Here is a 20,931-nt window from a genome sequence, read left to right as displayed (position 1 = left end):
CGCGGTTGCCATGGTCCCGTCAGGAGGCGCTCCGGGGCTCCGAACCGGACATGGATTCGAGCACTGTTCGACGGCGCCCGCTACCATGCGCGGCCATGAATGACGACGTGCGCAATATCGTCCTCGGCGTGATCGCGGCCGGGCTCAGTGCCTCGCTGGGCTGGTTCTTCCGGACGTACCTGTGGAAGCGGAAGCTCCGGCGGAAGCAGGCGTTCTTCGGGTTGCCCGACAATTCCGAGTCCTTGCTGGTGGTCAGCCGCGATCCGTCGACCGCGAATCTGGCGGTGCACCGCTTCGACGTGTTCGCCCTGCTGGAACTCTCCGCGCTGATCAAGGACTGTGGCGCGTACGCCCAGATCATCACCCAGGACGCCGCCCAGCAGGGATTCGGCGAGCGCACCGAGTTCTGCGTGGGCGGGCCCGGCTCCAACCGCCGCATGGCCGCCCATATCGCGGCCATGCTGCCGGGCATTCATTTCAACCTCGACCCGGAACCCGGTCCCGACCGGGCCGCCCTGCACATCGGCAGCGAGCGCTATCGACTGGACCCCGGCATCACCGAGCACGTGATCCTGGCCCGGCTCACCACAGGCCAGCCGGACCAGGCTCGTCCGGTCTTCCTCTTCTGCGGCCAGCGCGCCATCACCAATCAGGCCGCCACCCGCTACCTCGCCCGAAACCACGAGCGCTTGCACCGCAAGTACGGCACGGGCTCGTTCGTCCTTCTGCTGAAGGTCGTCAACTCGCAGGCCTACGGCCCCGATGTGGTCGAACTCGTATCGGACGTCACCCGCGCGGCCCAGGCCCCGGCACCGTCGGCGCCGGCCCAGATCTCGCACCGCGCCTCGTAGTCCACGGTCGAACGAGTCCACGGCCGAACAGTCCACGGTCGAACGTTACCGTCACGTAACTTACCGAGGAGTTACTTCCGGTAAGGGTGTCCGGTTACCGTCGGGTCACTTTGCACTTACACGAGTGAGGAGCGACCCGTGAGACACCCGCACGGCACCACATCGCGTACGACCAGGGCGCTGCGGACGAGCGCCGTGGGCGCCGTCTCGGTCACCCTGGTCGCCGGCACGGCCCTCGGCCTCGCCCCCGCCGCCCAGGCCGCGTCCGGCGCCGCGGAGGCCCCCACCACCCGTTTCGTCGACATCAAGGGCGAGGGCGGGACCGTCCTCAAGGCCAATGTGGTCGCGCCGGCCGACGCCTCGCGCGCGTACCCGCTGCTGGTCCTGCCCACGAGCTGGGGCCTCCCCCAGGTGGAGTACCTCGCCCAGGCCCGGAAGCTGGCCGACGCGGGCTATGTCGTGGTCAGTTACAACGTGCGCGGCTTCTGGGAGTCCGGCGGATACATAGAGGTCGCGGGGCCACCCGACATAGCCGACGCCTCCAAGGTGATCGACTGGGCGCTCGCCAACACCCCGGCCGACGCGGAGCACATCGGCATGGCGGGACTGTCGTACGGGGCGGGCATCAGCCTGCTCGCCGCCGCGCACGACAAACGCGTCAAGGCGGTCGCCGCACTGAGCGGCTGGTCGGACCTGATCGACTCCATCTACGGCGGACGCACCCAGCACCTCCAGGCGGCCGCCCTCCTCGACGGCGCGGGACGGATCACCGGCCGCCGGAGCCCCGAACTCCAGCAGATCTTCGAGGACTTCTACGCCTCGAACCTGGCCAAGGAGGGGGACATGATCACCTGGGGGAAGAAACGTTCCCCCGAGACCTATGTCGACCGGATCAACACCAACGGCACGGCCGTCATGCTCGCCAACGCCTGGGGCGACTCGATCTTCCCGCCCAACCAGTACGCCGACTTCTACGAGAAGCTCAGCGGCGCCAAGCGCCTGGAGCTGCGCCCCGGCGACCACGCCACCACCGAGCTCACCGGTCTGTTCGGGCTGCCCAACGACGTGTGGTCCGACACCCAACGCTGGTTCGACCGCTACCTCAAGGGCACCGCCAACGGCATCGACCGTGAGCAGCCCGTCCAGCTCAAGTCCCGTACGGGCGGCGCCTTCGAGGGCTATCCGGACTGGAAGTCGGTCACCGCCACCCGGAAGAAGATCGCCCTGGCGAGCGGCACCACGATCCGCGCGAACGTCGACTCGGGCGCCAACGGCGGGGTCGTCTTCCTCTCCAGCATCCTGGACCAGGTGGCCCAACTCCCGCCCGTGGCCTCGATACCGCTGCTGCCGCGCCGCTGGGCGGCCGTGTGGCAGTCGGAGAAGTACCCGACGGCGCAGGCCGTGCGCGGCACCGCGAAGCTGCACACCACGGTGACGGCCACCAAGGAGAGCGGCACCCTCGTCGCGTACCTGTACGACGTGGGCCCGCTCGGCCTCGGCAAGCTGGTCAGCCACGCGCCGTACACCTTCCACGGCGAGACGCCCGGCCGGCAGTTCGGCGTGGACCTGGAGTTGAACTCCACGGCCTACGACGTTCCGGCGGGCCACCGTCTCGCCCTGGTCGTCGACACGGTCGACCCGCTCTACATCGAGCACAACCCGACCGGCGCGCAGCTGACCTTCTCCTCGCCGCCGAACGACCCGTCGTACGTGTCGATCCCGCTGCGCGAGCAGTGATCTCCGGCTGCCGCCGGACGGGCCTGGCCCCTGGCCGCTGCGCGTCCGGCAGCAGCGTCCCTGTTCGGCCGGGGGTGGCGTCCACGGCCTCGCTCACCCCAAGTGGATGAACCGCTCATCGTAGTCGAGCCCCGCGCCCGGTCCAGTGCCGGTGGTCAGTGCTTGAGGATCTTGGAGAGAAAGTCCTTGGCACGGTCGCTCTCCGGGTTCGTGAAGAACGCGTCCGGAGAGCGGTCCTCGACGATGCGGCCGTCCGCCATGAAGACGACGCGGTTGGCGGCGGAGCGGGCGAAACCCATCTCGTGGGTGACGACGACCATGGTCATGCCCTCGCGCGCCAACTGCTGCATCACTTCGAGGACTTCGTTGATCATCTCCGGGTCGAGGGCCGAGGTGGGCTCGTCGAAAAGGATCACCTTGGGGTCCATGGCGAGGGCGCGGGCGATGGCCACCCGCTGCTGCTGACCGCCGGAGAGCTGGGCCGGGTACTTCGGCGCCTGGTCGGCGAGACCGACCCGGTCCAGGAGTTCACGGGAGCGCCGGTCGGCGCTCTCCTTCTTCCTTCTGCGGACCTTGATCTGACCGAGCGACACATTCTGCAGGACCGTCTTGTGCGCGAAGAGGTTGAAGGACTGGAAGACCATGCCGACGTCCGCGCGGAGCGCCGCGAGGGCCTTGCCCTCGCTCGGCAGCGGCTGTCCGTCGATCCGGATCGTGCCGGAACGGATGGGCTCCAGCCGGTTGATCGCCCGGCACAGCGTCGACTTCCCCGACCCCGACGGGCCGATGACGACGACCACCTCCCCCTTGCCCACGGTGAGGTCGATGTCCTGGAGGACATGCAGCTCGCCGAAGTACTTGTTCACGTCGTGCATCTCGATCAGCGGATCGACCGCCATGCCCAGCCCGCCCTACTCGCCCTCGACCGTGTGGTGTCGCCGGTGCCGCAAACTATCCGGACGGAGGGGACGTCAGGACGCGACACGCACTCACGGGGATTAGCCGTATTGTCGGGAAGCGCCCACGCCGAGGGGTGTGCGCCGGGTCCTCATTGCTCGGCGACCTCGGCATAGAGCTGGGAGAGTTCCGGGGCGCCGCTGGCGGCCCACGCCTGGCCGGCCTCGACCACGTCGATCTCACGGCCGGAGTCCAGCCGCACCACGGGCTGGCCGTTGGGCCAGATCTCCCAGCGGGCGCCCGGGACGGTCCGTACGACGACCGTGCCCAGGTAGAGGCCCGCGTCGTTCCCGAGCCAGGCCACGGTCTCCTCGTCGTCGCGCCAGCGCGGGACGAGTTGGTCGATCGCCTCCAACGAGCCTGCGGAGTCGTCGAGTTCGACGCCGGCCAGGGCGGCCTGCGCGCGCAGCAGTTCGCATTCGGAGAGGAGTTCGGCGAGTCCCTCGTGACCGTCGTCGTCACCGTCGCCGCCGGTGAACACCGCGACCCCGAACGCGGGGTCACGCCTCTTGCGCCAGTTGCCCAGGAAAGAGATGTTCATGCGCTCAGCGTGTCATCCGCCTCACCCTTCGCACCACAGGCGCGCGGAAACCGCTTGTTCGCCGGGAGTTCGGCCGTGGTTCCCGCCTGCCTCATTGACGGGTCCCTGACGCCTCTTTAGCTTCATGACACATCCGTCGTCTCATCGTTGTACCGGTGCCGCGTCCGTCGGCACCGTCACTCTCGTGGTGTTCAGCGAGCAGAAGGGATCGCGCGTGCGCCGACGCGTCTGGGGAACGGCCGTCGTCCTGGCACTTCTGGCGGCGGTCGCGCCCGTCGCCACCGCCCGAGCGGCCGCCGGCCCGGCGGCCGAACCGGTCCCGCTGGAACACCTCTTCGACAACCGGGCCGTCAGCGACGACGCGCGGCCCACCGGGGCCGACTTCGACGGCTCCGGCGGCTCCCTCTCCGCCGCCGACCTGAGGGCGGCCGGATGGACGCCGGGGCGCGCACTGACCGTTCAGGGCGCGCGCCTGACCTGGCCGCGCCGCACGGCGGGCGAGCCCGACAACGTACGCGCCGCCGGCCAGTCCGTGCGCGTACGGGGCCGGGGTGACGCCCTCGCCTTCCTGGTCGCCGCCACGGGCGGTGCCGAGGCGGTCGGCGGCGGCACGGTCCGCTACCGGGGCGGGGCCCGCTCCCCGTACCGGCTGACGGCGCCCGACTGGCGCACCGGCCCGCTCGCCACCAAGGCCGTGGCCCTCCCCCATGTGAACACCCCCGGCGGTCAACTCACCGAGAAGGCACGGCTGTACGTCGTCACCGTGCCGCTCGTGCGGGGGCGCGAGGTCGCGTCGGTGACCCTGCCGCGCAACCGCGACCTGCATGTGTTCGCTCTGTCGGTGCGCCCCGACTCGGCCGCCTGGAACGGTAGTTGGGCCGCCTCCACCTCCGGCTACCCGGCCGTCGGGCCCTGGACCGACCGGACCCTGCGGCTCGTCGTCCACACCTCGGTGGGCGGGCCCCGGGTGCGGATCCGGCTCGACAACACCTTCGCCTCGGCGCCGGTACGGGTGGGCAGCGCGACGGTGGCGCTGCGGGCGACGGGCGCGAGCGCCCGGAGTGCGCCGGTGCCCCTGTCGTTCCGGGGCGCGGCCGGCACCGACATCCCGGCCGGCGCGCAGGCGTTCAGTGATCCGCTGGGCTTCGAGGTGCCGCCGGACACCGATCTGCTGGTGAGCTTCCATCTGCCCGGCACGGTGACGGCTGCGCCCGTGCACCGGCTGGCGCGGCAGACGTCGTACGTCAGTGAGCCGGGGGATCACGCGGGGGACGGCTCGGCCACCGCGTACACCTCCACGATCTCGACCTGGCCGCTGCTGACCGGCGTGGACGTGGGCGGCGGGCAGGGCTCCGTCGTCCTTCTCGGCGACTCGATCACCGACGGGGAGGCGACGACGGTCGACGCGAACCGGCGGTGGCCGGACGCGCTGGCCCGGCGGCTGCTGAGCCAGGACGAGGTCCCGCGCTACGGCGTCCTCAACCAGGGGATCTCCGCGAACCGGGTGGTCACCGACCGCTACCCCGGTGACGGTGTCTCCACCGACACCGGCGGCGTGAGCGCCCTGCACCGCCTCGACCGCGATGTCCTCGCCCAGACCTCCGCCCGAACCGTCGTCGTCTTCCAGGGCGTCAACGACGTCCGCTGGGGTGCCACGGCGGGCGAGGTCGTGGCCGGGCTGCGGGAGATCGCGGCCCGGGGACGCGAGCGGGGCCTGCGCGTGCTCGTGGCGACGGTGGCGCCCTGCGAGGGCGAGGCACGCTGCACGTCCGCCGTCGACGCCCAGCGGGTCGCGGTCAACGAGTGGATCCGGGGCGGCGAGGCGGACGAGGTGTTCGACGGGGTCCTCGACTTCGACGAGGTGCTGCATGACCCGGCGCGTCCGGCCCGGCTGCTCCCCGCGTACGACACCGGGGACCACCTGCACCCGAACGAGGCGGGGCTCGCGGCACTCGCCGACGCGGTGGACCTCGGCCTGCTGTGACGGCCCGCGCGGCCCGGAGGGGTCGCGAGCGTCAGACCTCCAGGTCCACCACGACCGGCGCGTGGTCCGACGCGCCCTTGCCCTTGCGCTCCTCCCGGTCCACGTAGGCGTCGGTGACGGCCTTGGCGAACGGCTCGTTGCCGTAGACGAGGTCGATGCGCATGCCCCGGTTCTTCGGGAAGCAGAGCTGGCGGTAGTCCCAGTACGTGAAGGGGTGCTCGTACTTGAGGGGGCGGGGGACGACGTCGGACAGGCCCGCCTCGCGCAGGGAGGCCAGGGCGGCGCGCTCGGCGGGGGTGACGTGGGTGAGGCCCTCGAAGGCGGCGACGTCGTACACGTCGTCGTCGGTCGGCGCCACGTTGTAGTCGCCCAGGACGGCGAAGGGGCGGCTGCCGGCCGCGTCACCGGCGACGGCGGCCTTGAGCGCCTCGAACCACTGGAGCTTGTACGCGTAGTGCGGGTGGTCGACCTCGCGGCCGTTCGGCACATAGACCGACCAGACGCGGACCGGGCCGCAGGTCGCGGAGATCGCGCGGGGCTCCACCGAGCCGTCGTAGCCGGGGTCGCCGGGCAGGCCCTTGACGACGTCCTCGATGCCGACCCGGGAGATCACCGCCACGCCGTTCCACCGCCCGGTGGCGTGGACGGCGGCCTCGTAGCCCGCCTCGCGCAGCGCGTCGAGCGGGAAGCCGTCCTCGGCGATCTTGGCCTCCTGGAGGCAGAGCACGTCCGTGCCGCTGCTCTCCAGCCAGGCGAGGAGCCTCGGGAGACGAGCGGTGATCGAGTTCACGTTCCAGGTCGCGATGCGCATGCCCCACAACCTACCGGGCGGGTCCGACAAGGCCCGTCCCGCCCGGTGAGGTGCCCGCGCTCAGACGTCCGCCGACGCCCCGGGTGCGAGCCGGAGGTGGTCCGCGCCGCCGAGGGCGCCGATCTGGCGGTCGTAGATGGGGCGGGCGAGGTCGCTGAGGAGGGCGTCGTGGATGTCGTACGCGCGCCGCGGCCCGACCTCGCGGACGTAGTCGATGACCTCGGAGATCTTGCTCCAGGGGGCCATGACGGGGAGCATCAGCGTCTCGACGGGGTGGCCGGGGACGGTGAGGGCGTCGCCCGGGTGGAAGACGCGGCCGCCGTCGACGAGATAGCCGACGTTGGTGATGCGCGGGATGTCCGGATGGATCACCGCGTGGAGTTCTCCGTGGACCTGCACGTCGAAGCCGGCGGCGGTGAACGTGTCACCATGGCCGACCGTGTGCACCCGGCCGGGGAAGGCGGCGGAGATCTTCTCGGCGACCGAGCGCAGGGTCCAGATCTCGGCGCCCGGATCGGCCTCCAGGGCCGCCCGCAGCCGCCCCTCGTCGAAGTGGTCGGGGTGCTCGTGGGTGACCAGCACGGCGTCCGCGCCGATCGCGGCGTCCTCCTCGCTGAACCCGCCCGGGTCGATGACGAGCGTGCGCCCGTCCTTCTCCAGCCGGACGCAGGCGTGCGACTTCTTGGTGAGCTTCATGGTCATGGATCCATCCTGCCTCCGGCGGGCGGCCGGCGGTGGCTCACTCCTCGGGGGTGGTCTCCTCGCGGATGACCTGCTGGGCCACGCGGAACGCGCTGTTCGCGGCCGGTACCCCGCAGTAGACGGCCGCCTGGAGGAGGACTTCCTTGATCTCGTCCGGGGTGAGGCCGTTGCGGAGGGCGGCGCGGGTGTGGAAGGCGAGTTCGTCCAGGTGCCCGCCGGCCACGAGCGCGGTCAGGGTGACACAGCTGCGGGAACGGCGGTCGAGGCCGGGCCGGTCCCAGATCTCGCCCCAGGCGTAGCGGGTGATGAACTCCTGGAAGTCGCCGGAGAACGCGTCCGCCGACGCCAGCGCCCGGTCCACGTGCGCGTCGCCGAGCACCTCGCGGCGGACCTTCAGCCCGGCGTCGTACGGGTCGGGTCTGCCCGTCGCCTCCGGCTGGAGCACGGCCGGGGCGATCTCGGCGACCGGTCCGGTCAGCGGCTGCACGGCGGCGAGGGCCGGCTTGACCGGGGTCGCCGGGATGGCGACCTGCCCGGTGGCGGAGTCGTAGGCGGGCTGCCAGGCGGTGGAGAAGTGGCGGACGAGCAGATCGGTGACGGCGGCGGGCTGCTCGACCGGGACGAGGTGGGAGGCGCCGGGGACGACCGCGAGCCGGGCGTCGGGGATGCCCGCGACGAGCGTACGGGCCTCGGCGGGGCCGGTGACCTGGTCGTCGGAGCCGACGAGGACGAGGGTGGGGACGCCGATCCGGCCGAGTTCGGCGCGCACGTCGAACGAGGCGAGCGCCTCGCAGGCGGCGATGTAGCAGCCGGGGTCGGTGGTGCGGACCATCTGCACGGCCCATTCGGTGATCGCGGGCTGCGCCGCCGCGAACCCCCCGGTGAACCAACGGTCAGGGGACGTACGGGCGATGGGGTCGAGGCCGTTGGTCCGGACGATCACCCCGCGCTGGCGGAACTCGTCGGCGGTGCCGAAGCGGGGGGAGGCGGCGATCAGCGCGAGCGAGGCGAGGCGTTCGGGGTGGCGCAGCGCGAGTTCGGCCCCGATGGCGCCGCCGAACGCGCAGCCGGCGTAGCCGAAGCGCTGCACACCGACGGCGTCGAGCGTGGCCAGCAGCCTGGCGGCCAGCTCGGTGACCGAGCCGCCCGGGTACGCCGGTGCGCCGCCGTGTCCCGGCAGGTCGAAGCGGAAGATCCGCCACTGCTTGGTCAGTTCGGGGATCTGACGGTCCCACATGTGCCAGGTGGTGCCCAGGGAGGGGCCCAGGATCAGAACAGGGGCGTCTTCCGGGCCGTCGAAACGGTATTGCAGGGTGTTCGGTGGTGTCTCGCTCACCCGTCAGACCCTCTCACGTATCACGAACTCACACACAGCTCGGGGAACCCGACGGCTCGTGCCCCTCCAGGCCCGACAAAGCCTAGAGGGCCGCCCCCGAGGATCGGCATGCCGCACCTGGAAGCGCTCCGGAATCTCACCGACCGGCGACGTGAACACCACACGGTGGACAAGGTGTGTCGCCACGCGTGAGAAGTCGTGTTCTGCGAACCGGCACACCGCGTCATGCCGAGGGAATGCGGAACTCGAATTCGGGGCGGTCCCACGGCACGGCGGGCGGGTTCGCGAGTGCGGTCCCGGTCCGCACCGCACCGACGCGGTGGTAGAAGTCCTCGGCGGGACGATGCGACACGACCTTGACGCGGTCGAGCCCGGCGGCACGGGCCTCGGACTGCATGTGCGCCACGAGCAGCCGCCCGATACCCCGTCCTTGCGCCTCGTCGGCGACGAACAGCAGATCGAGCTCCGGAGGAGCGAGGACGAGCGAGTAGAACCCGAGGACCCGGCCTCCATGCTCGTCGGCACCGACGGCCACGAAGGCGCGGTGGGCCTCGATGTAATCAGGACCGACCCGGTAGCCCGCGACCGCGGTCGCGTATTTGCCTTCGTAGGCGCCTGAGCCACGCACGAGCCGCGTGAGCCGTCTGGCATCCCGCGCCACGGCCCTCCGTATCGTGATCGGGATCGGCCGGCCGAGCGGGGAAGTGCGTGAACTCATCGCGAAAGTATCTCGCACCGAGGTCCCGTGCCCGCTCCGCCGGGCGAAGAGATCACAGGGCGATGGATCATCTCGCTCCCCTCTACCGGTACCGTCGACACATGAGTCATCCGCACCCCGAACTGCAAGCCGCCCCGCCCCTTCCCGAAGGAGGGCTGCGGGTCATCGCCCTGGGCGGCCTGGGTGAGATCGGCCGCAACATGACCGTGTTCGAGTACGCCGGCAAGCTGCTCATCGTCGACTGCGGCGTGCTGTTCCCCGAGGAGACCCAGCCCGGCGTGGACGTGATCCTGCCGGACTTCACCTCGATCCGGGACCGGCTGGACGACGTCGTCGCCATCGTCCTCACCCACGGCCACGAGGATCACATCGGCGGCGTGCCCTACCTGCTGCGTGAGCGGTCCGACATTCCCGTCGTCGGCTCCAAGCTGACGCTGGCGTTCCTGGAGGCCAAGCTCAAGGAGCACGGCATCCGGCCGCGCACGGTGCGGGTACGGGAGGACGACCGGCGCCGCTTCGGGCCCTTCGACTGCGAGTTCGTGGCGGTCAACCACTCCATCCCCGACAGCCTCGCGGTCGCCATCCGCACCGGCGCCGGCATGGTGCTGCACACCGGCGACTTCAAGATGGACCAGTTCCCCCTCGACGACCGCATCACCGACCTGCGCGCCTTCGCCCGCCTCGGCGAGGAGGGCGTGGACCTGTTCCTCACCGACTCCACCAACGCCGAGGTGCCCGGCTTCACCACCTCCGAGCGCGAGCTGAACCCGGCGATCGAACAGGTGATGCGCACGGCGCCGCGCCGCGTCATCGTCTCCAGCTTCGCCAGCCACGTGCACCGCATCCAGCAGGTTCTGGACGCCGCCCACCAACACGGCCGCAAGGTCGCCTTCGTCGGCCGGTCCATGGTCCGCAACATGGGCATCGCCCGTGACCTGGGCTATCTGAAGGTCCCGTCCGGTCTGGTCGTGAGCACGAAGGAGCTGGAGAAACTCCCGGACCACAAGATCACTCTGGTGTGCACCGGCTCCCAGGGGGAACCGATGGCCGCGCTGTCACGGATGGCCACCCGTGACCACCAGATCCGCATCGGCAAGGGCGACACCGTCCTGCTCGCCAGCTCCCTCATTCCCGGCAACGAGAACGCCATCTACCGGGTGATCAACGGACTCACCCGCTGGGGCGCCCACGTCGTCCACAAGGGCAACGCCAAGGTGCACGTCTCCGGACACGCTAGCGCCGGCGAACTCGTCTACTGCTACAACATCGTCAAACCCCGCAACGTCATGCCCGTCCACGGCGAATGGCGCCACCTGCGGGCCAACGCCGACCTCGCCGTCCGTACCGGTGTCGACCCCGACCGGGTCGTCATCGCCGAGGACGGCGTCGTCGTCGACCTCGTCGAGGGGCGCGCGTCCATCACCGGCAAGGTCCCCGCCGGCAACGTCTACGTGGACGGCATGGAGGTCGGCGGCGCCACCGAGGCATCCCTCAAGGACCGCCTCACCCTCGCGGAGGAAGGCGTGGTCACGGTGGTGGCGATCGTCGACGCGGACACCGGCGCCCTCGCGGAGGCTCCCGACTTCCTGGCCCGCGGTTTCGTCCACGACGACGCCACCTTCGAGCCGGTCATCCCCGTCATCGAGAAGACCCTGGCCGCCGCGGCCGAGGAAGGGGTCGGGGACGCGCGGCAACTCGAGAAGCTCCTCGCCCGCGCCGTGGCGAACTGGGCGTTCCGCACCCACCGCCGCAAGCCCCTCATCATCCCCGTCATCATCGACGCCTGAGACACGGCCCGGCCCCTGGTTCCGGTCGCGGCCGCGCGGACGCCCAGGGGCCCTTTACCCAGCGGTGAGGACCACCGACCGATGACGGGCAGGCAGCCCCTCAGTAGGTGGCGAGGGAGATGGCGATGTAGTGCGCGGTGAAGGCTGCCACGGTCAGGGCGTGGAAGACCTCGTGGTAGCCGAACCAGAGGGGTGAGGGGTCGGGCCGCTGCAGGGCGTAGACGACCGCGCCCGCGCTGTAGAGGAGCCCGCCGACAACGATCAGGACGACCACGGCTGCTCCGCCGGTGTGCAGAAGGTCGGGCAGGTATCGCACCGGGGCCCACCCCAGGGCCAGATAACACGGGGTGTACAGCCACCGCGGAGCCGCGACCCACAGGACCCGGAACACAATGCCGGCCAACGCTCCGGTCCATACGATCCACAGCAGCGTGGACCGCTGTTCCGGCCGGAGAAGGAGCACGGCCAGGGGGGTGCAGGTGCCGGCGATGATCAGGAAGATGTTGGCGTGGTCGAGTCGTCGTAGCAGAGCCTCGCCCAGTGGTCCCCAGGTACCGCGGTGGTAGACGGCGCTCGTCGCGAACAGCAGCCAGGCGGTGACCGAGTACACGGAGCACGCCAGGACCGCCTGCGGAGTGCGGGCCAGACAGATGAGTACGACGCCCGCGATCAGTGCGGTGGGGACCATTCCGGCATGGAGCCAGCCACGCAGTTTCGGCTTGATCGGTTCGGCCAGCTCGGCCGCCCGCTCGATCAGGTCGCCGACCGAGTGAGCCTTCTCCCCTTCATCTCCGCCTTGCGATCCGCCGGGTAGCCGGCCCAAGCCGCGCTCTCCAGGCTCCGGGGCGGCGTGACCGTATTCGACTTCAGCGGCGTCACGGGACACAGCTTCTCGTTCTCCCTCGGGCGACTGGGCGGCGTCACTGGCAGCAATGCGGTAATGCTAGAAGACCTCGCTCCGGCAGCGTCGTGGGAGGTCGGCCGGACTTCCATGGCCGGTCGGCCATGGGAAAGCCCAGGGCTCGCGAACGGCGCCTCTGCTCGCCCACGCGCAAGGATCGCCGATGCCTGCCGAGATCCGCCCCCCATGTAGGCCCACCAGTTGAGGGGGGTTCCGGTCCCAGGTCCCACCGGCCCCCAAGTGCTACGGATCACGCTGCGCACCGAGACCGTGCGTGCGATGCCCGCCGTCGCTGACGGGCACGCTCATCTCATTTCGCTGCCGATGGGTTCGCTGATTCGGCGGCGCGGCGATATTCGGCGTTGATGCGCTGAGCTTCCTCAAGCTGGTCTTCGAGGATGACGATCCGACAGGCGGCCTCGATGGGGGTGCCCCGGTCGACGAGTTCACGGGCGCGGGCGGCGATGCGCAGTTGGTAGCGCGAATAGCGGCGGTGGCCGCCTTCGGAGCGGAGTGGGGTGATGAGACGGGCTTCGCCGATGGCGCGGAGGAATCCCTGTGTGGTGCCGAGCACCTCAGCGGCCCGGCCCATGGTGTAGGCGGGGTAGTCGTCGTCGTCGAGACGGCCGAACGTGTCGTCTGCTGTCATTGCACCTCTCTGTGGCACGCGTCGAGGGGCCCTGGCGCCGTACCGGCACCAGGGCCCCGAAGGAACTACTACACCATCTGCCGGCCCTGCTCCTGCACCGGCCCTCTCTTTCCGCAGACCCGACCGAGATGCTGTCGGGGTCGCGGGGATCGCGGTTTCTTGACCGGAGACCACCTCACTGTCGATGTCCTGCGGTACCCGGGTCCACTTCCACCCGGGCGATCCTGATGGTGCTCAGCTCCTCCGTTCTTCCCTCTTGATCAACTACTCACTGACTTCACTGCGGGGTACTGCGAACTTCACTTGCGGGTACTGCCACTGCGGTGCTGCTCATGGCGGCCCCTGATGACTGCGGGCCACCCGGTCCGGTCGTCAGTCCCGTCGCCGTCCTGCAACCGCTCTGGCTTCGGAACTCCACGACCGCACCGTCCTGCGAACTGCGACTGCGGTACTGCTGCCCGGCAGTTCATCCCTGCCGGGCTTGCTCGATCTCGGCTACGAGAGAAACCATAACAACACCGCCCCGCAATATCTACTCCAGCTGGCATAGATTTCCGGGCGCTCGAAGACGAGGTAATCCACCTCGACGGTCCCGTGGGCCGAGCCGCGCCGGGACGGACGCCGCCGGCCGTGACGCCACGCGGGTCGGCCGTCGACGCGTACGGCACGAGGGTCTGCCCCGCCCTCGACGATCCCGGGGTGATCCGGTAGGACCTGGACTCGGACACCCGGGACGGCGACGGAAACCCGCCGCACGCAGTGTGGGCCCGACCGGCGTACCGGTCGGGCCCACACTGCTGGTCAGATGTCGGCTCTCGCCTGTTTACCCGGTCAGACCGTCACGGGAGTGCCGAGCATCGCGGAGGCGTGCTGCAGTGAGCCAGGGATGCCCGTAGGCGCGGCCTCGGGGAGGGCGCGGCAGGTGAAGCCGAGCTGAGCCATGGCCCGCAGGACTTCGGCGGCGCTGAAGTCACGGCGGTCCTGGCGGGTGATGACTTCGCCGACTTGCTTGACGGGGTAGTGGCGGCGGCCGATGATCACCGATTCTCCGGTGACCGGTTCGGGCTTGACGCCCTTCATCGATTCCAGCACTCCGCCCTTGCTGAGTTCGAAGGGGAAGCGGGCGATGACGCAGCGCATGTGGCCTCACAGGGAGAAGGGAAGAAGGGTCCGACCAGGGGCGAGGCGGTTCAGCGAGCGAGGGCGACGATGCCCGGGGCGCTGTCCGGCTCGTCCACGGCTCGCAGAGCAGCGAGCCGACGGGTGCTCATCGCGTGCTCGGCTTCGCCATCGTGATCACGGGTGAGGTGGGCGCTCCGTTGTGGCCGAGGATGTCGCGCAGGCGGACGCGGTCCGTGCGAGCGCCGCTGTCGCGGACGGCGGTGAGGTCGGTTCGGGTCACCAGGTCGACGCGCTGGTCGTCCTGGTCGCAGACGACCAGTCGGCCCGTGCGTGCGGCGGCCATGACGGCCAGCGCCACCTCGACGCTCATGTCGTCACAGACCTGCGGTCCGGCCGCGTCCATGGCCTCCACCGCCGTCCTGTGCACGAGGGTGGCGTCCGTCGAGCGGGGCTGCATCTGGATCAGCGTCAAAAGTGCCTCCTGCAGAGATGGGTCGACTTCCTGATCACGAAGTTCTAGGCCACCGTGTCGAGGACGGGGCCGCGTACGGGGGCGCGCCGGGTCGCCGAGGCGGGGCGGCGTCGGCCTCGGGAGGAGGCGCGGCGCTTGGGGCGTTCGACCACCGGGGCGGTGATGACGACCGGGATGCCGGAGGGGGCCTGGGCGCCGGTGATCCGGTTCAGGGCCTCGTCTCCCGAGCGGACCTGGGTGGTCTGCGGCCGGATTCCGGCGTCCGACATGAGGCGGACCATGCCGCGGCGCTGGTTCGGTGTGACGAGCGTGACGACGCGGCCGGACTCGCCGGCGCGGGCGGTACGGCCGCCGCGGTGGAGGTAGTCCTTGTGGTCTGTCGGCGGATCGACGTTGACGACCAGGTCGAGGTTGTCGACGTGGATGCCGCGCGCCGCGACATTGGTCGCCACCAGCACGGTGACATGCCCTGTCTTGAACTGCGCCAGCGTGCGGGTGCGCTGCGGCTGCGACTTGCCGCCGTGCAGCGCGGCGGCGCGTACCCCGCTGTCGAGAAGGTCCTGGGTCAGCCGGTCGACGGCGTGCTTGGTGTCCAGGAACATGATCACGCGGCCGTCGCGGGCGGCGATCTCGGTCGTCGCGGCGTGCTTGTCGGCGCCATGGACGTGCAGGACGTGGTGCTCCATCGTCGTGACCGCACCGGCCGACGGGTCGACCGAATGCACGACGGGGTCGGTCAGATAGCGGCGCACCAGCAGGTCGACGTTACGGTCCAGGGTGGCGGAGAACAGCATCCGCTGTCCGTCGGGACGCACCTGGTCGAGCAGCGCGGTGACCTGCGGCATGAAGCCCATGTCGGCCATCTGGTCCGCCTCGTCCAGCACAGTGATGCCGACCTGGTCCAGCCGGCAGTCGCGACGGTCGATGAGGTCCTTGAGCCGGCCCGGGGTCGCGACCACGACCTCGGCCCCGCCGCGCAGCGCGCCGGCCTGCTTGCCGATGGACATCCCGCCCACCACCGTGGCCAGCCGCACCTTGACGGCGCGAGCGTACGGAGTGAGGGCGTCGGTCACCTGCTGCGCCAGCTCACGCGTCGGTACGAGGATCAGCCCCAGCGGCCGACGGGGCTCAGCACGCTGTCCAGCGGTGCGGGCGAGCAGGGCGAGGCCGAAGGCGAGGGTCTTGCCGGAACCGGTGCGCCCCCGGCCCAGGACGTCACGGCCCGCCAGGGAGTTCGGCAGCGTCGCGCCCTGGATCGGGAACGGAGTGGTCACACCCTGCCTGCCCAGTTCGGCCAGCAGCGGCTCGGGCATGGCCAGCTCGGCGAACGCCTCGACGGCCGGCAGCGCGGGAGTGATCGTCCTGGGGAGCGCGAACTCACCCCGCACTGCGCCGGGCCGGCGGCCGTGACCACCGGAACGAGCAGGGCCGCCCGAACGGCGCGGTGCCTGCGAGCCGAACCGGCTGCCGCCCCTGTCGGCGTCGGCGCTGCCGCTACGGGTGCGGGTGGAACGGTCGTTCGTGTATGTGCGGTTCATGCGGAACCTTCCTCGATGTGGCACATATCGAGGAATTCCCGCAGCAATGAGCGCCATGGAGAATTACGAGTATGGACCAGCGGCAAAAAAGAAGATCTGGCCGACGGAAATCTCCGGTAGCGCAGACGATTAAACGAGTGACTCGACGGGGACTCCGCGTGTGCGGGGACTGCGGATTCACCCTCATCGTCCCGCGGGTGAAAACCCTGCGGGAGATGCATGCAGCTGGGGCCCGCACCCCGAAGGATGCGGGCCCCAGCTACGGATTGCGCGTGAGCGTCAGGCGGGAACGATGTTCTCAGCCGTCGGGCCCTTCTGGCCCTGCGCGATGTCGAAGTTGACCTTCTGGCCTTCGAGCAGCTCACGGAAGCCCTGCGTGGCGATGTTCGAGTAGTGGGCGAACACGTCCGGGCCGCCGCCGTCCTGCTCGATGAAGCCGAAGCCCTTTTCCGCGTTGAACCACTTCACGGTACCAGCAGCCATGTCATATCTCCTTTGGGGCAGTACATCGGAATCCGCACCGTACGGACACCGTGTCGCCGCGATGATTACCCCGCCCGGAAATGACCGGATTTACAAAAGCGCTCCCGACCGACAGAAGCCGGGTCGGGGGCACTGGAAGTTTTGGGAACCACACTGCAACTGAGATCGACAGTAGCACGCTGGGCCGACCTGTGCACGCGACCTAATTCCACTCCGCCCGTTGCGTCAAAAACTCTTCCCGCATGGTTTATCAAACTCTCACGTCGCGAGGACAGATATTGCTTCCCTCGGATGCGATGTTTCGAGAAGTGCCGTCGGCCGCGTCTTGGACCACCGGGGCGCCCGCAGGGAAGGACGGCGACGGCGACGGGGTGGACGAGGGGTGGGTGTGGGCGGAGCGCAGGAGTGTCGCGGCGCCCCGGACGGCCGCGGTGTGGGGAGACGGGACCACCCGCGGCGGCGTCGGCAGCGGGCCGGTGAGGTGGCGGGTGATCTCGGGGCGCAGGGCGCCTCCGTCGGCCAGGAGGACGCCCCGGTGCAGGGCGTCGACGGTCAGGGAGGTGTGGTCCTCGCGGAGCATCGCCGTCAGCATCGAGGACACCACCTCGACGATCTGCCCGGGCGCGGCCGTCCCGTCCGGGTCGCCGGTGCCGAGGGTGGCGCGGCGGGCGTCGGCGACGGCGCCCTCGCACAGCAGGACCACCTCGGTGAACCGGGCGCCGATGTCCACCACGAGCAGCGGACCGGTCGGGTCGGCGTCGGCGGCCACGGCGATGCTCCGGGCGCTGGACACCGTCAGGACACCGCACGGTCGCAGCACGTCGACCGCCGCGCGTGCCCGGGTGCGGTGGGCGAGACCGTCCAGGACGGGTGCGGTGACGATGACCAGGGGGCGGGTGGCGCGGGGCAGGTGGAGCGGGGCAGGTGGGGCCCGAGCAGCTCTCGCAGGGCCCCGGCGCTCCCCGGGGGCTCGACGCGGGTGCCGTGCCCGACGCGGGTGCCGGGCCCGGCGGGATACGTCGCTCCGGCATCACTGCGGGGTGCGCTCGGCACGTCGACGACCACGCCCCTGCCCGATGTCCAGGCCCGGGTGCGGGCGCTGCCCAGGTCCAGGGCGAGGCCGCAGCAGAGGGGGCATCCCGGCCAGGGCCGGTGCCGGCCCTCGACGGTGTGCGGGTCGGGGGCGCCGGTCACGGGACCGCCTCCTTCACCTGCTGGCAGCGGACGCAGTAGCGGGCCTGCGGCACGATCATCAGCCGTTCCCGGTCGATGGGGCGGCGGCACAGCCGGCAGGTGCCGTATCCGCCCTCGTTCATCCGGGCGAGGGCCGCTTCGACGTCGGTGAGGACCACGCGGGCGGAGGCCGCGAGCTGGACCTGCACCTCGGTCTGCGAGGCGGCCCGTTCCCGCACGTCGAGCGCCTGGAGCTGTGCCAGCCGGGAGGAGCGGGCGTTCTCCAGGCGTTGCCGGGCGTCGGGCGCCGGGCCTCAGCCGTCGGACCGCTGATCCGGACCGGCCGGTACGACGACGACGGGGAGCCGGGCGTGGTGCACGACCTCGGTACTGGTGGACCCCAGGGTGAGGCGCCCCCACGCGCCCGATCCCCGGGTGCCGACCACGAGGAGGCAGGCGTCCTCGCTCGCGTCCAGCAGGACCTGCGACGGGCGGCCCTGTTCCGCCCTGACCTCCACCTCCACCGGTGCGCCGCCCAGTCGCTCCTGGGTCTGCGCCAGGGACGTGGTGACCGCGTCCAGGGTGACGTCGCGCAGTTGGGCGTCCACGTCGTGGACGCCCGAAGCGGTGGGCCACTCGATCCCCCGGTACCGGGCGGTGAAGTCGTACGCGCAGACGGCGCGCAGGCCGGTGCCGCGCAGTCGCGCCTCCTGGAGGGCGAAGCGTACGGCCGACTCCGAGGCGGCGGAGCCGTCGGTGCCGACCACGATCGGTGCGGGAGGGGCGACGTGGGTCATGAGGGAGGCCTCCAAGCCGTGTCGTCGTGTCCTGCCGTCCCGGAAAGCGTCCGCTCCAGGCTGCCGCAGCCCACCTTTCGCCGCAATCGGATGCGCGGGCGGGTGAGCCGGTGGGGGCCCGCCCGCCGTGCCGCGTTCCGTCGCGCGCCTGCCGTCGTCAGCGGGTCGGGCGCGCGCCGTGGAAGTGCTGTGCGAGCCGGGCGAGCGAAACGGTGTGCGGCATGAACCTGCACCTGCTCCGCGGCCTCCTGCGAGGACTCGGCGAGGAAGACCTGCGCGCGCACCTGGCGCCCGGCCCGGGGCACTGCTGCGTCCGCCTCCAGCCGGCCTCCCCCGCGGCTACCTGACGGCGCGCTCGGGGATCACGGCAGCCGCCGGCAGGGCATCGCGCGTGCCGTCAGTCGTCGGCCGCTCCCAGGCCGGTCAGGGCGCCCACCGGGTCGAGGTCCGGGGTGCCTCTCGGCCACCAGTCGTCGTGGCCCGGTTCGGACTCGTACGCGTACCAGAGGCCGTCGTGGCCGAGGCGGAGCTGGAGGTGGCCGTGGGGGTGGGTGAGGTGGTTGCGCCAGGGGCGGAAGGCCGGGAGGTCCGCGGCGAGCAGCAGGGGGCGGGCGCGGTCGAAGCGGCCGGCCGGCGGGTCCCAGGGCTCCTCCAGGACGGCCAGTCCTTCGAGGCCGCCCTGACGCCAGGCGGCGACCGCGCGGGCCAGGTCGGCCGGGGTGCGCCCGGTGGCCGCGGCGAGTGAGGAGTAGAGGGCACGGGTGGTGGCGGTGAGACCGGAGCCGGGGCGGGCGGCGGCGAGCCGTACCGCGTCCTGCCACAGCGTCAGTTCGGCCACCGGGTCCCGTCCCGTGGTGAGCAGCGCGTGCGCGCGGGCCGCCGCGTCGGTCGCCAACTGGTCCAACGCGAACGGGTCCGGGCCGCCGGGCGCTCCCGGATACACCGGCGGCTGTTCCGGATGCGGTGGCGGGGGCGCGGGGGCGGGCAACGGCGGGAGGGTGCGCGGAGCGAGGGCGTCGCCGGCGCGCACACCCGGGAGCGGCGCGGGCTCCTGCTCCTGCGCGGCGCGGGCCGCACGGGCCGCGTTCCGCCGTGACAGCGCGTCGAGCAGCTCCCGCTCGCCGCGGCCCCGCAGCAGCAACAGCACGAAGGGGTCCTCGTCCAGCAGCCGCGCCGTCTGGTAGCAGAGCGCCGCCGCGTGCTTGCAGGGGTGCCCGAAGTCGGGGCAGCTGCAACGGGGTTCGAGCTCCCGAGGACCTGGCAGGAGACGCACGCCCCGGTCAGGTGCGGGTCCGGACCCGGACCCGGCCAGGGTGTGCGGCAGTTCCTTGTCCAGCAGCGCGGCGATGTGGCCCGGCTGTTCCGCCGCCGCGTCCAGGAAGCGGTCCCATTCGGCGTCGTCCAGTGTCCGCAGGCGCAGCTGCACCCGGTACGGCCGGGGCCTGCTCCCGTGCACATACGCCAGCACCAGCCCCGGCGTGACGGTGATCGCGTCCACGTGCCCCTTGTCGGCGTACGCCCGCCCGCGCGCCAGCCGGGCCGCGTCCAACGCGCCCTCTTCCAGCGCAGCCACCCACGCGTTGCCCCACCAGCTCTCCGCGAACGTCTCCCCCGCGGAGGCCCGCGGCGGGAAGGGCCGGAAGGTGCGCCGCAGTTCACCGTCCCGCGAGGGCGCGGCCATGGTCCGGGGGACACGCGGGGCGGCCTGGGCGACGCCCGTCCCGTCACCGGAGGCTTCCGTGGCCGCGTCGATCGCTCTCGTGGCCGCCCCGTCCGTGACTCCCGCGGCTCCCACGGTGCGCGTGGCATCCCCGCCCGTCGCACCGTCGGCCGCCGGACCGGGCGTGGTCGTGGTGGTCCGGGCCAGCTCGCCCTCCGTGGCACCAGGTCGGTGATCCGGTCCCCAGGCCGACACCGCCGCCGCACCTGTCGTCTCCGCGCCGCCCGCCTCCTGGTCGTCGGCGGGCATCTTGAAGGCGTCGGCGAGCAACTCCCGCACGGCGCGGGCGCGATCGGCGGCCACGCGGTCCCGGCGGGGGTCCCCGGGCGTCCGGCCTCCCGAGACGGCTCCCTGGTCACGCCCTGCCCGGTCCCGCTCCGAGACTCCGTCGCCGAGGCCACCCCGCGCCTCCCGCAGACGCCCGGACGGACCGACGGCGCTCCGTGAGCCCCGGCCTGTCCCCCGCCCCGCCCGCTCGTGCGAAGCCTCCTCGGCCGCCAGACGGGCCCGCTCGGTCGCGTCCCGCGCGGCCCTCAGGGCCTCACGGGCGATGTCACCGGGGCGAGCACCGGGCGCGCGCCGCTCCCTCGCCTCACGCCGATCACTCGTGCCACGCCGGTCACCCGCCTCATGCCGATCACTCGCCCCACGC

General features: G+C 71.4%; 22 protein-coding genes and 1 pseudogene. 5 read left to right on the top strand and 18 right to left on the bottom strand.

Annotated features, from left to right (window positions below):
- Window positions 1–19: 19 nt before the first annotated feature.
- Entirely contained in the window at window positions 20–361 is a 342-nt protein-coding gene (locus tag ACZ52C_RS13970; protein WP_469074943.1) for a hypothetical protein, read from the bottom strand.
- Here ACZ52C_RS13970 and ACZ52C_RS13965 point away from each other — a divergent pair.
- The gene (locus ACZ52C_RS13965) at window positions 300–851 is read left to right on the top strand and encodes a hypothetical protein (protein WP_469074942.1); all 552 of its coding nucleotides are present in this window, start codon (window positions 300–302) and stop codon (window positions 849–851) included. The genes ACZ52C_RS13970 and ACZ52C_RS13965 overlap by 62 nt on opposite strands.
- Window positions 852–989: 138 nt before the next feature.
- Window positions 990–2,588, top strand: coding sequence for a CocE/NonD family hydrolase (locus tag ACZ52C_RS13960; RefSeq protein ID WP_469074941.1), 1,599 nt, complete (start codon window positions 990–992; stop codon window positions 2,586–2,588).
- Between the two features lie 155 nt (window positions 2,589–2,743).
- Here ACZ52C_RS13960 and ACZ52C_RS13955 read toward each other — a convergent pair whose 3' ends face one another.
- A complete protein-coding gene (locus ACZ52C_RS13955) occupies window positions 2,744–3,487 on the bottom strand; it encodes an amino acid ABC transporter ATP-binding protein (protein ID WP_469074940.1) in 744 nt (247 codons plus the stop codon).
- A 149-nt stretch (window positions 3,488–3,636) separates the two neighbouring features.
- On the bottom strand, window positions 3,637–4,086 hold the full coding sequence (locus ACZ52C_RS13950) for a DUF6278 family protein (protein WP_469074939.1): 450 nt from the start codon (window positions 4,084–4,086) through the stop codon (window positions 3,637–3,639).
- A 214-nt stretch (window positions 4,087–4,300) separates the two neighbouring features.
- Here ACZ52C_RS13950 and ACZ52C_RS13945 point away from each other — a divergent pair, with 214 nt between their 5' ends.
- Window positions 4,301–6,070, top strand: a complete 1,770-nt coding sequence (locus ACZ52C_RS13945; protein WP_469074938.1) for an SGNH/GDSL hydrolase family protein — start codon at window positions 4,301–4,303, stop codon at window positions 6,068–6,070.
- A gap of 31 nt (window positions 6,071–6,101) precedes the next feature.
- Here ACZ52C_RS13945 and ACZ52C_RS13940 read toward each other — a convergent pair whose 3' ends face one another.
- The 4 genes from ACZ52C_RS13940 to ACZ52C_RS13925 form a co-directional block, all read right to left on the bottom strand.
- Window positions 6,102–6,881 carry an exodeoxyribonuclease III gene (locus tag ACZ52C_RS13940; RefSeq protein ID WP_045556507.1) on the bottom strand — a complete coding sequence of 260 codons (780 nt, stop codon included), beginning with the start codon at window positions 6,879–6,881 and terminating at the stop codon, window positions 6,102–6,104.
- A gap of 60 nt (window positions 6,882–6,941) precedes the next feature.
- Window positions 6,942–7,577, bottom strand: a complete 636-nt coding sequence (locus tag ACZ52C_RS13935) for an MBL fold metallo-hydrolase (RefSeq protein WP_469075336.1) — start codon at window positions 7,575–7,577, stop codon at window positions 6,942–6,944.
- 43 nt (window positions 7,578–7,620) lie between these two features.
- Complete coding sequence (gene pcaDC / locus ACZ52C_RS13930; RefSeq protein ID WP_469074937.1) at window positions 7,621–8,919, bottom strand: bifunctional 3-oxoadipate enol-lactonase/4-carboxymuconolactone decarboxylase PcaDC; 1,299 nt, start codon at window positions 8,917–8,919, stop codon at window positions 7,621–7,623.
- Window positions 8,920–9,142: 223 nt separating this feature from the next.
- Window positions 9,143–9,637 (bottom strand): GNAT family N-acetyltransferase, encoded by a 495-nt coding sequence (locus ACZ52C_RS13925; protein ID WP_469074936.1) that lies wholly within the window; start codon window positions 9,635–9,637, stop codon window positions 9,143–9,145.
- Between the two features lie 101 nt (window positions 9,638–9,738).
- On the opposite strand from ACZ52C_RS13925, the gene ACZ52C_RS13920 reads away from it, so the two are divergent.
- Window positions 9,739–11,424, top strand: a complete 1,686-nt coding sequence (locus ACZ52C_RS13920; RefSeq protein ID WP_469074935.1) for a ribonuclease J — start codon at window positions 9,739–9,741, stop codon at window positions 11,422–11,424.
- A 100-nt stretch (window positions 11,425–11,524) separates the two neighbouring features.
- Here ACZ52C_RS13920 and trhA read toward each other — a convergent pair whose 3' ends face one another.
- The 10 genes from trhA to ACZ52C_RS13870 all read right to left on the bottom strand — a co-directional run bounded on the left by trhA (window position 11,525) and on the right by ACZ52C_RS13870 (window position 18,559).
- Window positions 11,525–12,247: a PAQR family membrane homeostasis protein TrhA gene (trhA, locus tag ACZ52C_RS13915; protein ID WP_469074934.1), complete on the bottom strand. Its 723-nt coding sequence runs from the start codon at window positions 12,245–12,247 to the stop codon at window positions 11,525–11,527.
- 388 nt (window positions 12,248–12,635) lie between these two features.
- A complete protein-coding gene (locus tag ACZ52C_RS13910) occupies window positions 12,636–12,974 on the bottom strand; it encodes a MerR family transcriptional regulator (RefSeq protein ID WP_469074933.1) in 339 nt (112 codons plus the stop codon).
- A gap of 831 nt (window positions 12,975–13,805) precedes the next feature.
- Window positions 13,806–14,114 (bottom strand): SCO5918 family protein, encoded by a 309-nt coding sequence (locus ACZ52C_RS13905; RefSeq protein ID WP_469074932.1) that lies wholly within the window; start codon window positions 14,112–14,114, stop codon window positions 13,806–13,808.
- Window positions 14,115–14,241: 127 nt separating this feature from the next.
- Window positions 14,242–14,568: a CBS domain-containing protein gene (locus tag ACZ52C_RS13900; protein WP_469074931.1), complete on the bottom strand. Its 327-nt coding sequence runs from the start codon at window positions 14,566–14,568 to the stop codon at window positions 14,242–14,244.
- Between the two features lie 44 nt (window positions 14,569–14,612).
- Window positions 14,613–16,106 carry a DEAD/DEAH box helicase gene (locus tag ACZ52C_RS13895; protein ID WP_469074930.1) on the bottom strand — a complete coding sequence of 498 codons (1,494 nt, stop codon included), beginning with the start codon at window positions 16,104–16,106 and terminating at the stop codon, window positions 14,613–14,615.
- A gap of 279 nt (window positions 16,107–16,385) precedes the next feature.
- The gene (locus ACZ52C_RS13890; protein WP_469074929.1) at window positions 16,386–16,589 is read right to left on the bottom strand and encodes a cold-shock protein; all 204 of its coding nucleotides are present in this window, start codon (window positions 16,587–16,589) and stop codon (window positions 16,386–16,388) included.
- Between the two features lie 250 nt (window positions 16,590–16,839).
- Window positions 16,840–17,382: a hypothetical protein gene (locus ACZ52C_RS13885; protein ID WP_469074928.1), complete on the bottom strand. Its 543-nt coding sequence runs from the start codon at window positions 17,380–17,382 to the stop codon at window positions 16,840–16,842.
- 2 nt (window positions 17,383–17,384) lie between these two features.
- Window positions 17,385–17,783 (bottom strand): hypothetical protein, encoded by a 399-nt coding sequence (locus tag ACZ52C_RS13880; RefSeq protein WP_469074927.1) that lies wholly within the window; start codon window positions 17,781–17,783, stop codon window positions 17,385–17,387.
- Window positions 17,780–18,049: a TraR/DksA family transcriptional regulator gene (locus ACZ52C_RS13875; RefSeq protein ID WP_469075335.1), complete on the bottom strand. Its 270-nt coding sequence runs from the start codon at window positions 18,047–18,049 to the stop codon at window positions 17,780–17,782. The genes ACZ52C_RS13880 and ACZ52C_RS13875 overlap by 4 nt, the downstream gene beginning before the upstream one ends.
- 27 nt (window positions 18,050–18,076) lie before the next feature.
- Window positions 18,077–18,559, bottom strand: a complete 483-nt coding sequence (locus ACZ52C_RS13870) for a universal stress protein (RefSeq protein ID WP_469074926.1) — start codon at window positions 18,557–18,559, stop codon at window positions 18,077–18,079.
- A 206-nt stretch (window positions 18,560–18,765) separates the two neighbouring features.
- Between ACZ52C_RS13870 and ACZ52C_RS13865 the strand changes: the two are divergent.
- Window positions 18,766–18,906 (top strand): annotated as a pseudogene (locus ACZ52C_RS13865) (transcriptional regulator); the annotation flags it as partial.
- A gap of 50 nt (window positions 18,907–18,956) precedes the next feature.
- On the opposite strand, the gene ACZ52C_RS13860 reads toward ACZ52C_RS13865, so the two are convergent.
- Complete coding sequence (locus ACZ52C_RS13860) at window positions 18,957–20,582, bottom strand: SWIM zinc finger family protein (RefSeq protein ID WP_469074925.1); 1,626 nt, start codon at window positions 20,580–20,582, stop codon at window positions 18,957–18,959.
- Between the last annotated feature and the right edge of the window lie 349 nt (window positions 20,583–20,931).

It is taken from the genome of Streptomyces sp. NPDC034049, assembly GCF_055575575.1.
Note: the sequence above shows the minus strand (reverse complement) of the source record. Positions and strands in the feature narration are given on the sequence as shown.

Bases quoted from the DNA above. Each gene is read 5' to 3' on its own strand.
- ACZ52C_RS13910 (WP_469074933.1), bottom strand. From the start codon at position 12,974: ATGACAGCAGACGACACGTTCGGCCGTCTCGACGACGACGACTACCCC.
- ACZ52C_RS13950 (WP_469074939.1), bottom strand. From the start codon at position 4,086: ATGAACATCTCTTTCCTGGGCAACTGGCGCAAGAGGCGTGACCCCGCG.
- ACZ52C_RS13905 (WP_469074932.1), bottom strand. From the start codon at position 14,114: ATGCGCTGCGTCATCGCCCGCTTCCCCTTCGAACTCAGCAAGGGCGGA.
- ACZ52C_RS13925 (WP_469074936.1), bottom strand. From the start codon at position 9,637: ATGAGTTCACGCACTTCCCCGCTCGGCCGGCCGATCCCGATCACGATA.
- ACZ52C_RS13870 (WP_469074926.1), bottom strand. From the start codon at position 18,559: ATGACCCACGTCGCCCCTCCCGCACCGATCGTGGTCGGCACCGACGGC.
- ACZ52C_RS13955 (WP_469074940.1), bottom strand. From the start codon at position 3,487: ATGGCGGTCGATCCGCTGATCGAGATGCACGACGTGAACAAGTACTTC.
- ACZ52C_RS13970 (WP_469074943.1), bottom strand. From the start codon at position 361: ATGATCTGGGCGTACGCGCCACAGTCCTTGATCAGCGCGGAGAGTTCC.
- ACZ52C_RS13940 (WP_045556507.1), bottom strand. From the start codon at position 6,881: ATGCGCATCGCGACCTGGAACGTGAACTCGATCACCGCTCGTCTCCCG.
- ACZ52C_RS13895 (WP_469074930.1), bottom strand. From the start codon at position 16,106: ATGAACCGCACATACACGAACGACCGTTCCACCCGCACCCGTAGCGGC.
- ACZ52C_RS13890 (WP_469074929.1), bottom strand. From the start codon at position 16,589: ATGGCTGCTGGTACCGTGAAGTGGTTCAACGCGGAAAAGGGCTTCGGC.
- ACZ52C_RS13920 (WP_469074935.1), top strand. From the start codon at position 9,739: ATGAGTCATCCGCACCCCGAACTGCAAGCCGCCCCGCCCCTTCCCGAA.
- ACZ52C_RS13935 (WP_469075336.1), bottom strand. From the start codon at position 7,577: ATGAAGCTCACCAAGAAGTCGCACGCCTGCGTCCGGCTGGAGAAGGAC.